Consider the following 13,237-nt stretch of genomic DNA (forward strand, 5'->3'; position numbering starts at 1 on the left):
AAGGGAGGGCGCTATGAATATTCATGTTCACCCACAACCACAATCACTCATCAATGCGTTCATGGTCATGTTCATCATTCACTCGATTCAGTTGGGTGTCGGGGTACAAGGGTTTCAACGGATCATTTATGTGGAGGCAGGGCATGATGCCTGGATATCCATCATTCTATCGGGTCTTGTGACCAGTTTCATTGGCTTTGTGATGATCAAGACCCTTAATTACTATGAGAGCTCAGATATATATGGAATCCAACGGGATGTGTATGGGAGATGGCTAGGGACTTGTATGAACGTCCTTTACGTATTTTATTGTTTGGGTGCCTTTCTGGTGGTCATTCGAAATTATATTGAAGTGTTGCAGGCTTGGGTGTTTCCGGAAGTGCCTACCTGGTTCGTCAGCATGACTCTCATGATGCTGGTGTTATATGGGGTACTTGGGGGCTTTCGAATCATTGCAGGCGCTTCGTTCTTCAGTGTGTTTCTGTCTTTTTGGCTTCTTAGCCTGCTGGGATATCCGATTCAATTCAGTCATTGGTCCAATCTTCTTCCGATCTTGGAGTCTAATGCGACCGAGATCCTAAGAGGTGCCTATTCCATGACCTTCACCGTTGTAGGGTTTGAACTCATTTACTCTTTTTATCCTTTTATTAAAGAAAAAAGGAAAGCTCAAAAGTATATGCAGATCGGCTTATTGTACACAACTCTCCTGTATCTGGCCGTCATGGTTATTTCCCTTAGCTATTTCAGCGGCGGGCAGCTGGAAAGGACCATCTGGGGGACTTTATCTCTGTTCAAAATTGTGCGGCTGCCTTTTATCGAGAGGTTTGAATACGTGGCGATCACCTTCTGGATGCTTATCATCCTTCCGAATCTCATGTTGTATTTGTGGTCGGCCTCAAGGGGAATTGCCCGTATACTGGGAAAGGAAGGAAAGAAGATGATTATTTGGATTGTCGCTGTTACCCTTTTCGGCTGTGTACAGCTGTTTGTGACAAGAGAACAAATAAACAAACTGAATAATTATTCTGCCCAAGTCTCCTTCATCGTTGTCTTTTGTTACCCTGTCTTCTTGTATCTTCTCGTATGGCTGAAGAAAAAAGTCTTTAGAAAAGAGGTGAAGTCATGAAGAAACTTTTCATCATGGTTCCATCCCTAGTCCTGCTTCTCTTTCTTTCTTCTTGTGCAGAATCCAGCACCCTTGAGAAGATCGGCATGGTTACGACTGTGGGTTATGACAAAAAGGAAGACGGGGAGATTCATACGACTACCCTGATTCTGGAGACAGATCCCCAATCCATGGATAGTACCAATGTCCTTTCAAGTGACTCGTTAACTAGTAAAGGGGCGAGGATAGAAATTAATTTAAAATCCCCCAAAAAGCTGGAATCAGGGCAGCTTCGTGTGGCTCTGTATGGGGAGGACCTGGCAGAAGACGGCTTGATCAACCTGGCCGATACGCTCTCCCGTGATCATTCAATCAGTGATCTCACTTTCCTGGCTGTGGTGGAAGGGAGTGCAGGTGAGCTCTTAAAGCATAAGTATGCCCAATTCTCTGATGCCGGGCAATACGTGTATAAAGAAATCGAACAAAATATAAAGGGAGAGGTGATCCCTTCCCCGACTCTCCACGAAACCCTGCATGATTATTATTCCGTTGGGGTCGATCCCGTATTGCCCTTATTAAAAGTAGAGGATGATATGATCAATATTACGGGCATGGCCTTATTTAAGGGGGATAGGATGGTGGGCAGGATACCCCCGAGGGACAGTTTTTATGTCAAGTTGGTGAGTGACCGGTTTAAGGCGGGAAATTTTGAAATCACCTTCAAAAACGGGGAGAATCAAGCCCTTCTGCCTTCCGAGCCGCCCTCATCTGATATCGCCGTCGCCTTGGATACGATCAAAAGTAAAAGCGAGATCAAACTTGTCGATCCGAAATCCCTGGAATTCGACCTGAATATCCAAATCAATGCGCGCTTGCAGGAGATCAACCGAAATGTTGATTTAAAGAAAAACGAAAACCTGGCAATAATCGAAAAGAAGCTGAGCAAAAAAATTACCAACGAAATTGAGGATCTCATCGGCTACTCGCAGTCCAAATCCTCGGATGTCTTTGGTTTTGGTGAAGAATATCGAACGAAAGCGATCCATTCCAATCTGACTGATGAAGAGTGGCATGATCTGTTCAAGGACATCAAAGTGAACGTCAACATCGATTTTGTGATCATCCGGACTGGGGTGGTGGAGTAAAGAAAGATCCGGGGAACGCGGTCCCCGGATCTTTCTTTGTCTCCTGTCCTCCTATACCCTGATCACCATGAAATCCCCATTTGTTAACTGGACGACGTCAGCCTTCAATCCTTTGGCAATATCAACCGTCATCTGCTTTAATTCATCACCATCATTGCTGTATAAGAGTAGCGGACCCCCGCTGATGACTCTTTCACGCTCCGAAGTTAAGTATGCCAAGATCTGATAAGGCGGTTTCATTGAACCTTCCCTGCCCATATGTCATCACCCTTTCAAGTTGGTTTTCATCACGGCATGGGATTTTTTTGTGCTTTCAAGCAGTGGACATTTCTTCACGGCTTCAATGAAGGCATCGATGTCCCGCTTAATGGGAACAAGGGTGATCATGACTTTCCCATCCTCATAATCCTTCCTCGTAAATTGATAACGTTTAACGCCCAATGCCCGGCACGCTTCAAAGAGTGCAGCCTGACGCTGACCGAAGTTGTCGAGGCTGATCCGGAAGTGATTTTCTTTCGGATAGATGACGACCGCCATCCCTTCTTCGGTGAACAGCTTTTCGGCGTTATCTGTGCCAAGGAGATTGCTGACATACATATCATCAACATAGAGGGAAGACTGTTTAACGGTCACCTTTCCTTCCTTGACCTCTGCAATGTCCCCGATCGTCTTGCCTTTTGTGAACCGCTGTAAATAGTACAAAAGGGCAAATCCCACTAGTGCACCACCTGCGATACATAAGAGAACGCTGTCTACATGGAGAGCATTATGAAGAACAGAGATGGTGAGAGATGTGATGAGTGCCACGATAAAGGCAAGATAGTTTCTTGCTTCGAAGGTTTTCGCAATGCCGTCTATGTATGCCTTCCCCCGGTAGGTGAATTCCGTTTCTTCCAAGTCGCTTAAACTTTCCTTCTCCATTTTGCGGACATCCCTGAATTGCTGGAGGGCAAGGGTGAGGAATGTCACGGCAACGAAATTTTTACTCAGTAATGCCGGTATCGCCACTGCTCCGAGGGCCGCCGCGACAAATCCCGTGATGATCTGAATCAGGTAGCCATTCGGATAGCTTGGGTACTGCCTGAAATCTTCTTTAATCGTGATGACCCTGGCCAATGTTCCGAGGACGATGGCGCTTATGATGGTAAGTAATTCGTTTGATGTCAGTTCCGTTGGATCCATACGGGGTTTCACCTCTTTGGGAATGAATGCGATTGGCCTTAGTTTTAGGAATAAGGGGGATGATTATTCTTTCCGTCCGAACAGAGTGCCTGTTGAAAAGCGGATGATTCCACTAATTGGATATAATTCAATATTTTCAAGAGGATGATGATGGGCTTGTCATCACATACTGACTAAATAATACATCAGTTAAAAGGATGATTAGGTGAAACAGCAATGTGCGAAAGTTAGCAATTGGTGTGTGGTCAGTATGGCTTCGATCCCTTTGGTGATGACCCTTGGGAATTCCATGTTGATCCCTGTACTGCCTGTATTCGAAAAAAAAGTAGGCATCAGCTCTTTTCAAACGAGTATGATCATCACGAGTTACTCGATTGCTTCTATTTTCCTCATACCGGTCGCAGGCTATCTGTCTGATCGATTTGGGAGGAAAATCATTATTCTACCGAGCCTTTTGATTGCCTTGCTTGGGGGGGTGGTTTCAGGGTTTGCTTCGTGGAAAATGGATGATCCGTTTACGTGGATCATCATTGGACGGGTTCTTCAAGGGATCGGAGCAGCCGGCGCAGCGCCGATCATTTTACCTCTTGTCGGGGACCTGTATAAAGATGATGATGAAAAAACGAGCTCCTGTCTCGGGCTGATTGAAACGTCCAATACATTCGGTAAAGTGTTAAGTCCCATATTGGGGGCTTTATTTGCTGCGTATTTATGGTATCTTCCTTTTTTCTCAATTTCAGTATTCAGTTTTGTATCGATCCTCCTCGTGTTGTTTTTTGTGAAGGTACCAAAGAAGAAAGAGGAGCCCGTCGCATTATCTGAATTCATCCAGAAGACGAAGAAGATTTTCAAGCAGGAAGGGAAATGGATCTTTACCGTGTTCCTTGTAGGAATCTATATCATGCTCGTTTTATTCGGCGTCTTGTTTTTTCTTTCGGATTCACTTGAGAAGGTGCATGACTTATATGGGGTGAAAAAAGGCTTTGTGCTGGCCATCCCATTATTGGCCCTTTGTATCGCGTCGTTTATCTCCGGAAGAAAGATCAAAGGGGATCTGAAGGTGATGAAAAGGATCATGACCGTAAGCCTCATACTCATGAGCAGCAGTGTTGCCTGTATCGGGTGGGTGGATCAGCGATTGGTCCTTCTCCTGGTCGTTTCGAGCGTTCTCGGTCTATCCATTGGTGCCCTGCTTCCTGCGATGGATGCACTGATCACTGAAAATATTGAGAAAGAGGAGCGGGGAACCATCTCTTCTTTCTACAGTTCCTCAAGGTTTATCGGGGTAGCGGCAGGACCACCTTTGATGGCTGTGGTCATGAAATCACTCCTGAATGCAAGTTTTATAGGGGCAGGTCTACTTGGGATCATTATGTTTCTGCTCGTACTGTTCTTCATTAAGCCCGACAAATCTACTGCAAAGGAAGGAAAGGCATGAAACCTTTAGACAACGATTTCTCAGACACTCACCTGCCGTTCGTCAGTGTAAACAATGGCGTAGGCAAGGAAATAAGCAAGGACCTCTATTACTGGACCGATCAAATTGTGAATGTCTGTTTCTATGGAGAACCCGGGAGTGAAGAATGGGTGCTGATTGACTGCGGTATGCCTCACTCCAAGGAACAAATCATGGAAGCGGCTGAAGAACGTTTGGGTCATTCCGGAAAACCTCAGGCGATCCTGTTGACTCACGGCCATTTCGATCATGTCGGATCCCTTGAGCCGTTACTCGAGGAATGGGATGTTCCCGTCTATGCACACCAACTGGAAATCCCCTATCTTAACGGTAAAGAGGACTACCCAAAGGGAAATCCTTCGGCGGACGGAGGATTGGTCAGTGAGTTGTCTCCCCTTTACCCCCATCACGGAATCGATGTCTCAACATGGCTGCAGGTGCTGCCGGCAGAGGGAGAGGTCCCCTTTATGAAAGGGTGGAAATGGATCCATACACCCGGGCATACGCCGGGGCATATATCCTTCTATAGGGACACTGACGGTCTGTTGATCGCCGGGGACGCCTTTGTCACGGTGAAGCAGGAGTCACTTTACAAGGTGATGCTTCAAAAGAAGGAGATCAGTGGTCCCCCGCGGTATTTTACGTCGGATTGGGAAGCTGCTAAAGGTTCGGTGACGGCCTTATCCGATTTGCAACCGAGCATGGCCATTACGGGTCACGGGCCCGCTATGGCAGGAACAGAACTGAAAGTCGCTTTAAAAGAGCTGGTCGACCATTTTGATGAAATGGCGCTGCCGCCTGATCGACGACCGCATTAATGACTTAATCGTAGACGTTAGAAAAATAGTGAAAAGAAAGGAGTAAAAAGTGTATGGATTTTGATTGGATGTGGAAAGCCGTACTCATTGTATTGGCAGGCACTTTATTATTAAGGATAGCAGGGAGGAAGTCCATCTCCCAAATGACCCTGGCACAGACCGTGATCATGATCGGGATTGGTTCATTGCTCATTCAACCGGTTGCAGGGAAGAACATCTGGACCACGATCGGTGTGGGTCTGATTCTTGTCTTCACCTTAATGATCATGGAATATCTTCAGGTGAAGTCAGATCGCGTGGAACAATTTATTACAGGGAAATCGAAGATCCTGATTGAAAATGGGGTCGTCCAGGAAAAGAATTTTAAAAAGCTTCGTATGACCGTAGATCAGCTTGAGATGAAGTTAAGGCAGCAGGGAGTCAGTAAAATCACGGATGTGAAGTGGGCGACACTTGAACCAAATGGACAGGTGGGCGTGGAATTGATGCCACAGGCAAAGCCGGTGACGATGAAGGATTTTAGTCAGCTTCAGGCACAGGTCGACCGATTGATCAACATGCTTCATGTCGAGCCATCCACTAAAAGACCCGTCACTCAAGAAGTGGGAGGGGAAGACATCTTCAAGGAAATTCAGGATCAGGGCTCCGTCAATCCCCCGCCTAAGCATCTTCAGTAATTAAAAAAAGGAGGAATAGTATGAAAGCTGTCACGTATCAAGGGAAGAACGCCATTGCCGTCAAAAAAGTAGAAGACCCCCGAATTCAAGATGCAGAAGATGTCATCGTTAAGATCACATCCACCGCCATTTGCGGTTCGGATTTACACTTATACAAAGGGAACTTTCCCCTTCCCATCGGATATGTCATCGGCCATGAACCGATGGGCATCGTGGAGGAAGTCGGGAATGACGTCACGAAGGTGAAGAAGGGGGATCGGGTCATTATCCCGTTTACGGTAGCATGTGGGACGTGTCCGTATTGTCACAATCACCAAGAGAGTCAATGTGACAACTCCAATCCTCATTACGACTCAGGCGGACTGCTCGGTTATTCGGAGAAATTCGGAAATTATCCAGGCGGACAGGCTGAGTACCTTCGGGTTCCGTATGGAAACTATACTCCGTTCCTTGTACCGGAAAACTGTGAACTGCCAGATGAAGACATTCTCCTGTTATCCGATGTTCTCCCGACGGCTTATTGGAGCGTAGAGAACGCCGGGGTGAAAAAAGGGGATACGGTCATCGTCCTTGGCTGCGGTCCCGTCGGCTTGATGGCCCAGCAGTTTGCCTGGAAAAAAGGGGCGGAGCGAGTCATTGCCGTGGATTACTTTGATTACCGCCTGCGTCACTCCAAGAAAATGAATCAAACCGAAACCTTTGATTTTACCCAATATGATGATATGGGGGAGACCCTCAAAGAGCTGACCAAAGGCGGCGCCGATGTCGTCATTGATTGTGTGGGTATGGACGGAAAGAAATCGCCCCTTGAATACATGGAGCAGAAATTAAAACTGCAGGGAGGGACACTCGGCCCGATCCAGATTGCCACCAAGGCCGTCCGTAAATGTGGAACCGTTCAATTGACCGGGGTGTACGGAGGTCTGTACAACATGTTCCCACTGGGTGCCTTCTTTGCCCGGAATATTACACTAAAAATGGGTCAGTCCCATGCCCGGGCTTACATGGAGCCTCTTTATGACCAAATCGTCAAAGGGGAAATCGATTCCACGTCCATCATCACCCACACCCTGAAACTCGATGAAGCGGCGAAAGGATACCATATGTTTAACGAAAAAGAAGATGACTGTATCAAAGTGATTTTGAAACCATAGAGGAAAGGGTTTTAAAAGATACAGGAAAAAGACGTATGAACGGGTATACGTCTTTTTCTTTATGTATCAGGGTTCTACAATTGACATAATTCTTATGACGGACCAGAAAGGGAAAAAGAGGGCAAGACTTTGGTCATTTTCTATTAATTGTTAAAATCTAGTGAATAAAAAGCTGCTGATTGCAGGAGCTAAGTTCAAGAGGGGCCGCACTCTTCGGTTGGGAAATCAAGTTAAATAACAGAGCTGATAAATAGACGGAAAAATTCCGCTTAACTAGTCATTACAATGAAAAAAAGCTGAAATAGACGGAAAAATTCCGGCTATTAACTTCAAAACGACCAAAATGGGTCATTTTTCTTGGCGTAAGCGGAAATCCTCCGCTTATTTTATCCCCAAACATCCTCCATTCTGTATATAACGGGAAATTCTCCGCTTATTTTACTTTTGGGTGAAGACATCTTATTTTAATAAGGTTTAGTATTATATAAAGAAACTCCCCTGCCCCGACATATGTGCATGACACTGTACGGATGCCCCCGATGATGAAATGACCTGTACGTAAAAAAGATCCACAGGTGTCCTGACAACCTGGGGATCTTTTTTGTGTCTCACGATTTATTCACAATGTTCACTCTTGTTTTTGTGAAGGGGCGGAGGGATTAACCATCCCTTTTCTTTATTCATCTTTAATACTTTTGCACCCATTTGGGCTTTCTGCATATGAAACTGCCCGAACATCATCGCGACATCTTCCCGGATGCTTTGTCCCATGACGGTGCTGCATGCAACTAGGCCAGAAGCGACATCGGCTGAAAGGGCTGCTGCAATGGCAGGATCCGGCATGCGGGCTCCTGTCGGGATATCATCAAGGCATGCGTGTGGAGGCTCAGGTGGGGTAGGAGGCAGTCCAATCCCGTTTTCCTTTAGAAGCTTTTCCACTTGTTTGATTTGTTCTTGTCCTGCTTCTATGGCATCTTTCAGTAATTTCTTTAAATCGTCATCACCAGCGTGATTCAATTGCATCTGGTATCCTGCCACTGCTGCTTTCGCAGTCAGTACATAGCTCCAACTTCCAAATACTTCACCATAGTGCATCGGCTCTTCTTGAGGGTTTCCACTTAAAATTCCCATAATCATCCTCCTGATATTCATCTTGTGCCGCCTTTCATGAAACTTGAATAAGCACATGGATTAATATCTCCATCCCGCATAGAGAATATGTGGGAATTCTTTAGATTTACCTTTAGAAGTGAAGAATATTACAAGTACAGACTGTCCATACTATCCGTGAGTCTGGCAAGACTTCAGAAAATCCCTGAGCTTACTTGATTTGGGGATTTTTTTCAATTTACATGATGAAAATGAGATGAGATGTTTGTTTTTTATATAACAGAAAGATCTTTTTAAAAATAAAAGACATTACGGGGTTCTCCTGATGAGAGGGACGGACCTCGTTTTTGCTGTACAAAAACCGACCTAATGCAATGACAGGAAATGTCATTGATGCCGAACACTGAAAGAACACAGTGGCTATACAAAGTTTAATCATATCTTCTATGGACAGAGACCCCAGATTCCTCACATTCAGGAGATTGTCGTGATATCTGATATCTCCTCTGTTTGTACGTATTAAAGATTCCTTAACAAACATTAAAAATACTTAAATATACATGAATAAAGATTCACTATATAATGGTAGCAGAACGGGAATAGATCCGAAGTGATGTACCCATATGAAGCGGATACCTTCTTATTGACAGTCTATCAGTTTAGTTATAAACTGATGGTGTAAGAACAAACATCCAGACGAATCATCTACATCTGGTCAAAAAAAAGAACCGCACGATGACAAGTGTCCATGCCGTTCTAGTTTTTATCAGTATGAGTTTCCATATGTTTTTGTACTTTTTTTAACAAATCAATTAATTGCAGCTGTTCTTCTGGGTCGAGGCCATAAAATTGGGAGGCCTGAAATTCTTCTTGATCAGGTACTACCTCATCATAGAGGTGTTGTCCTTTATCGGTGAGTGAGATCGTTTTCGTTTTCCAATCCTGGTGGCGCTTGATCCAACCGAGTTTCTCCATTTTTCCAAGGAGCTGGGTGATGTTCCCTTTCGTGACAAACAGTTTCTCGCCGAGCTCTTTCTGGGTGATTTCCTCATGGATGCCCACTTGGATCAGGATATCAAACTGAGCGCTTGTGAGGCCCCATTCTTTCAGATGCTCGTTATTCCGGCGAATACTGTGATTGTAGACCCGGGAAAGGCGAAACCAGATCATGAGTCCCAGTCGCTTATTTTTTTTCGAAGTATTGTGATCGCGTTCGTTGTCCATCGTTAGATTCTCCTAAACGGTTTGTATATTCAGTTTAGAAACAAAGGACGCGGATTGTCAAATCATAGAAGAACCTAAGGGAGGTTGTTACCATGAAATTGAAAGGAATCCATCACGTTTCATCCTTGACGGCAAATGCCAGGCAGAACCTCGATTTCTACACGAGGATCCTGGGACTCAGGTTAGTGAAGAAAACCGTCAATCAGGATAACCCCTCTTATTATCATCTGTTCTACGGGGATGAAAAGGGGAATCCCGGAACGGGGCTGAGCTTCTTTGAAATCCCGAATATGGCAAGGAAGCATCCTGGTACAAACAGCATTTCCGGCATGTCGTTTCGGGTGAAGACCGACGATGCCCTCGAGTATTGGAAGAATCGCTTTGAGGAATTGGGTGTCCGGTATAATCCGATCACCGAGCGTTTCGGACATGCCGTCCTGCCTTTCCGGGATTCAGAGGATCATGAAATGGTCCTGGTCTCTGATCAGAATAACAAAGGGACAGCCCCCGGCAAAGCGTGGACGGGAGCCGGTATCCCTGAAGAATATGGGATTACGGGTCTTGGTCCGGTGATGCTCTCGGTCCGATATCTGGAACCGACCGTGCAGGTGCTCACGGAGCTAATGGGGTACAGGCCATCCGGGGAATACAGGACGGATGAGAAACCTTCCCGCCTTGTACATGTCTTCGAAACAGGGGAAGGCGGCAATGGATCGGAACTTCATGTCCAACAGCGGAAAGATCTCCCGGATGAAAGGCAGGGCCGGGGAAGCGTTCATCATGTAGCCTTCCGGGTCGATACGGAGGAGGAGCTCTTGGAGTGGGTCCGGCATCTTGAAGCGGACGGCTTTAAGACATCGGGATTCGTGGATCGTTATTATTTCAAGTCCCTTTATGTCACGGAACCGAATGGCATCCTGTTCGAGCTTGCCACCGACGGTCCGGGATTTGATCAGGATGAACCGATCCATGAGCTTGGGGAACGATTATCCCTGCCGACTTTCCTAGAAGATCGCCGGAAAGAAATCGAAGCCCATTTAAAGCCATTACCTTCTACCATAAAAGGAAGGAGTGAATGATATGAAGCACTTTTTTCATAGAAGTGAAGAGTCCCGGCAGACCTTTCTGCTTTTACACGGAACCGGGGGAAGGGAAACCGACTTGCTGCCTATAGCAGGTCAAGTGGATCCGTCCCTATCTGTCCTCGGGTTGAGGGGAGAGATCATCGAAAATGGACAGTTCCGCTATTTTGCCCGTACAAAAGACGGGAAAATGGATGAAGCCTCCCTACTTGAAAAAACACCGGAAATCCTTGATTTTCTGGAAAAAGCGGCGGCAGAGTATGAGGTGGAAAGCTTCCATCTCATCGGGTATTCAAATGGAGCTAATATGGCGACGAGCCTGCTGCTGCATCGGCCTGATCTGTTCAGAAGCGCCATGCTGTTTCATCCAAGTCACCCCTTGAGGGCATTTGAAGATAGTCACTTGGAGGGCATGAGAATCCTCATGACCGCAGGGGCCGTGGACCAGGTCACTCTGCCGGGAGAGGCGTTTCAATTGAAGGCTCATCTTACACGTCTGGGTGCGGATGTGTCCATGCATATCACCGATCACGGCCACGAATTGATGAAATCGGAGTTCAAGGAAGCGACCAAGTGGTGGAAAAATAGAAATGACAGGGAGAGAGAATGATGAACCAACGTCTAAAAATCGCCGCCGTGTGCGGGAGCCTGCGAAAGGATTCCTTTAACAAGAAACTCCTTCAGGCGATTGAAGAAGAAGCAAAAGACCAATGGGAGATGACTTTCATGGAGATCGGCACCTTGCCTTTATTCAACGAAGATCTTGAAAAGGAAGGCGATCCTGAAGAGGTCGTTGCATTCAGGGACCAACTGAGGGAAGCGGATGGAGTATTGATCATCACCCCCGAGTACAACTCGGGGATCCCGGGCGGCTTGAAGAATGCACTGGACTGGGCGTCCCGTCCACCGAGGAAAGCAGTCCTGAATGGGATGCCGGCGGCCGTGGCGGGTGCGACACCGGGAAGCGGGGGGACAGGGTTATCCCAAATGCAGCTGCGTCAGACCCTTGTTGCGATGAATGTCAACGTGATGAGTGCCCCGAAAGTGTTGGTGGGAGAGGTGCATAAGAAGATCAATCATGAGACCATGAAGCTCGAGGATGAGCGCACCCTTACCCACCTTCAAGGCTTCATTCATGGATTCACGGAATTTGTGGAATTGTATAAAGGGAAGGGATCCTAAGTGCCCCATAAAAAAGTCAATTGGATTGAATTATTTAATGACTTGATTTTCGTCGCGGCCATTGCCACCGTGACGCATACATTGGTGCATGTTGAAGATGGGCATATCCACCCGGAATACTTCATGAAATTTATCCTGATCTTCATCCCGATTTGGTGGGCGTGGGTCGGGCAGACTCTTTACATTAACCGGTATGGAGAGGATTCGGTGAAAGACCGGATTTGGATGACGGTCCAGATGATGTTCGTCATACTCATGACTGCCAGTCTTTCCGTTGATTTCGATGCCTATTTCCTTCCTTTTTTGATAGGGTATTTAGGAATCCGGTTTGTGACCGCCATTCAATACTTGATGACAGCGAGAATGGAAGCAGGAAATCGGAAAGCCCTGGCAAGGTATTTGGGATTCGGGTTCCTGATAGGGGGGATGATTTCCCTCGGATCGATCCTGTTTGATGGTTGGTTCAGATATTTTGTGCTGTATATGGGAATCGCGATCGATATTCTCATTCCTATAATTGGGCGGAAGCATCTGAAGAGGGTCCCGATCCATACGCCTCATTTATTGGAGAGATTCGGTCTTCTCACCATCATCTTGTTTGGGGAGTTCATTGTCAGTATCGTTGCCATCGTGAATGGAGCGGGGGATCTTGGAAAAGGGCTGTTTGTGCTTTTCATTTCTTTCACCCTGGTGATGGCCATGTGGTGGCAGTACTTTGAGAATATGGAGAAGAAGATCGATAAAGAAAGTAAAACGTCCGGGCAGTTGATCATCTACGGTCATTTGGTCATCTTCATGTCAATGAGCGTCATCGCTGCCATGATCCAGGTAGGTTTCCTCTATTCCCTGAATAAAGAGCTATTTGTTTCACTGACGTTTGGCGCCACGTTTCTATACTTTATCGGGACGACGTCTGTCTTTCATAAATACAGGCATCCACAGACACGCCTTGGCATGAAGCATTTTATCACATTGTTGAGTTTGATTGCGCTGCTATGGTCAGGAAGCTTCTTTCTGCCCGTTGAAGAAACCGTGGTCTTCATTGAACTTGCCTGCTTCTTTATTGTGTATGCGTTCGTCACGGTCAAATAATTGAAAAAGG

At 46.2% G+C, this 13,237-nt stretch carries 14 protein-coding genes; 10 read left to right on the forward strand and 4 right to left on the reverse strand.

What is annotated here, in order from left to right:
- Positions 1–13 precede the first annotated feature (13 nt).
- Positions 14–1,126, forward strand: a complete 1,113-nt coding sequence (locus CN378_RS18315; protein WP_098353932.1) for a GerAB/ArcD/ProY family transporter — start codon at positions 14–16, stop codon at positions 1,124–1,126.
- On the forward strand, positions 1,123–2,250 hold the full coding sequence (locus tag CN378_RS18320) for a Ger(x)C family spore germination protein (RefSeq protein WP_098353933.1): 1,128 nt from the start codon (positions 1,123–1,125) through the stop codon (positions 2,248–2,250). Before CN378_RS18315 ends, CN378_RS18320 begins: the two co-directional genes overlap by 4 nt.
- A gap of 51 nt (positions 2,251–2,301) precedes the next feature.
- Here the strand turns inward: CN378_RS18320 and CN378_RS18325 are convergent, their stop codons facing one another.
- Positions 2,302–2,508, reverse strand: a complete 207-nt coding sequence (locus CN378_RS18325) for a capping complex subunit for YIEGIA (RefSeq protein WP_098353934.1) — start codon at positions 2,506–2,508, stop codon at positions 2,302–2,304.
- Positions 2,509–2,514: 6 nt separating this feature from the next.
- Positions 2,515–3,432 (reverse strand): YIEGIA family protein, encoded by a 918-nt coding sequence (locus tag CN378_RS18330; protein WP_098353935.1) that lies wholly within the window; start codon positions 3,430–3,432, stop codon positions 2,515–2,517.
- Positions 3,433–3,682: 250 nt separating this feature from the next.
- Here CN378_RS18330 and CN378_RS18335 point away from each other — a divergent pair, with 250 nt between their 5' ends.
- From CN378_RS18335 to CN378_RS18350, 4 genes are read left to right on the forward strand one after another with little or no spacing between them, the layout of a single operon-like run.
- On the forward strand, positions 3,683–4,870 hold the full coding sequence (locus CN378_RS18335) for an MFS transporter (RefSeq protein WP_098353936.1): 1,188 nt from the start codon (positions 3,683–3,685) through the stop codon (positions 4,868–4,870).
- Positions 4,867–5,706: an MBL fold metallo-hydrolase gene (locus tag CN378_RS18340; RefSeq protein ID WP_098353937.1), complete on the forward strand. Its 840-nt coding sequence runs from the start codon at positions 4,867–4,869 to the stop codon at positions 5,704–5,706. The genes CN378_RS18335 and CN378_RS18340 overlap by 4 nt, the downstream gene beginning before the upstream one ends.
- A gap of 53 nt (positions 5,707–5,759) precedes the next feature.
- On the forward strand, positions 5,760–6,383 hold the full coding sequence (locus CN378_RS18345; RefSeq protein WP_098353938.1) for a DUF421 domain-containing protein: 624 nt from the start codon (positions 5,760–5,762) through the stop codon (positions 6,381–6,383).
- A 20-nt stretch (positions 6,384–6,403) separates the two neighbouring features.
- A complete protein-coding gene (locus CN378_RS18350; RefSeq protein WP_098353939.1) occupies positions 6,404–7,537 on the forward strand; it encodes a zinc-dependent alcohol dehydrogenase in 1,134 nt (377 codons plus the stop codon).
- A 615-nt stretch (positions 7,538–8,152) separates the two neighbouring features.
- Here the strand turns inward: CN378_RS18350 and CN378_RS18355 are convergent.
- Entirely contained in the window at positions 8,153–8,668 is a 516-nt protein-coding gene (locus CN378_RS18355) for a DUF3231 family protein (protein WP_098353940.1), read from the reverse strand.
- Between the two features lie 735 nt (positions 8,669–9,403).
- Entirely contained in the window at positions 9,404–9,871 is a 468-nt protein-coding gene (locus CN378_RS18360) for a MarR family winged helix-turn-helix transcriptional regulator (protein ID WP_098353941.1), read from the reverse strand.
- A gap of 92 nt (positions 9,872–9,963) precedes the next feature.
- Here CN378_RS18360 and CN378_RS18365 point away from each other — a divergent pair, with 92 nt between their 5' ends.
- Genes CN378_RS18365 through CN378_RS18380 form a run of 4 tightly spaced genes read left to right on the forward strand, consistent with a single transcriptional unit; the run spans position 9,964 to position 13,227 of the window.
- On the forward strand, positions 9,964–10,950 hold the full coding sequence (locus tag CN378_RS18365) for a ring-cleaving dioxygenase (protein WP_098353942.1): 987 nt from the start codon (positions 9,964–9,966) through the stop codon (positions 10,948–10,950).
- 1 nt (position 10,951) lies between these two features.
- Positions 10,952–11,563 (forward strand): alpha/beta hydrolase, encoded by a 612-nt coding sequence (locus CN378_RS18370; RefSeq protein WP_098353943.1) that lies wholly within the window; start codon positions 10,952–10,954, stop codon positions 11,561–11,563.
- The gene (locus CN378_RS18375; RefSeq protein ID WP_179884972.1) at positions 11,563–12,135 is read left to right on the forward strand and encodes an NADPH-dependent FMN reductase; all 573 of its coding nucleotides are present in this window, start codon (positions 11,563–11,565) and stop codon (positions 12,133–12,135) included. The genes CN378_RS18370 and CN378_RS18375 overlap by 1 nt, the downstream gene beginning before the upstream one ends.
- Positions 12,136–13,227 (forward strand): low temperature requirement protein A, encoded by a 1,092-nt coding sequence (locus CN378_RS18380; protein ID WP_098353945.1) that lies wholly within the window; start codon positions 12,136–12,138, stop codon positions 13,225–13,227.
- Positions 13,228–13,237 lie beyond the last annotated feature (10 nt).

The sequence above is a fragment of the Bacillus sp. AFS015802 genome (genome assembly GCF_002561455.1).
GTDB lineage: Bacteria > Bacillota > Bacilli > Bacillales > Bacillaceae_B > Rossellomorea.

Bases quoted from the DNA above. Each gene is read 5' to 3' on its own strand.
- CN378_RS18345 (WP_098353938.1), top strand. From the start codon at position 5,760: ATGGATTTTGATTGGATGTGGAAAGCCGTACTCATTGTATTGGCAGGC.
- CN378_RS18320 (WP_098353933.1), top strand. From the start codon at position 1,123: ATGAAGAAACTTTTCATCATGGTTCCATCCCTAGTCCTGCTTCTCTTT.
- CN378_RS18340 (WP_098353937.1), top strand. From the start codon at position 4,867: ATGAAACCTTTAGACAACGATTTCTCAGACACTCACCTGCCGTTCGTC.
- CN378_RS18370 (WP_098353943.1), top strand. From the start codon at position 10,952: ATGAAGCACTTTTTTCATAGAAGTGAAGAGTCCCGGCAGACCTTTCTG.
- CN378_RS18355 (WP_098353940.1), bottom strand. From the start codon at position 8,668: ATGGGAATTTTAAGTGGAAACCCTCAAGAAGAGCCGATGCACTATGGT.
- CN378_RS18325 (WP_098353934.1), bottom strand. From the start codon at position 2,508: ATGGGCAGGGAAGGTTCAATGAAACCGCCTTATCAGATCTTGGCATAC.
- CN378_RS18330 (WP_098353935.1), bottom strand. From the start codon at position 3,432: ATGGATCCAACGGAACTGACATCAAACGAATTACTTACCATCATAAGC.
- CN378_RS18360 (WP_098353941.1), bottom strand. From the start codon at position 9,871: ATGGACAACGAACGCGATCACAATACTTCGAAAAAAAATAAGCGACTG.
- CN378_RS18335 (WP_098353936.1), top strand. From the start codon at position 3,683: ATGGCTTCGATCCCTTTGGTGATGACCCTTGGGAATTCCATGTTGATC.
- CN378_RS18375 (WP_179884972.1), top strand. From the start codon at position 11,563: ATGAACCAACGTCTAAAAATCGCCGCCGTGTGCGGGAGCCTGCGAAAG.
- CN378_RS18365 (WP_098353942.1), top strand. From the start codon at position 9,964: ATGAAATTGAAAGGAATCCATCACGTTTCATCCTTGACGGCAAATGCC.
- CN378_RS18315 (WP_098353932.1), top strand. From the start codon at position 14: ATGAATATTCATGTTCACCCACAACCACAATCACTCATCAATGCGTTC.
- CN378_RS18350 (WP_098353939.1), top strand. From the start codon at position 6,404: ATGAAAGCTGTCACGTATCAAGGGAAGAACGCCATTGCCGTCAAAAAA.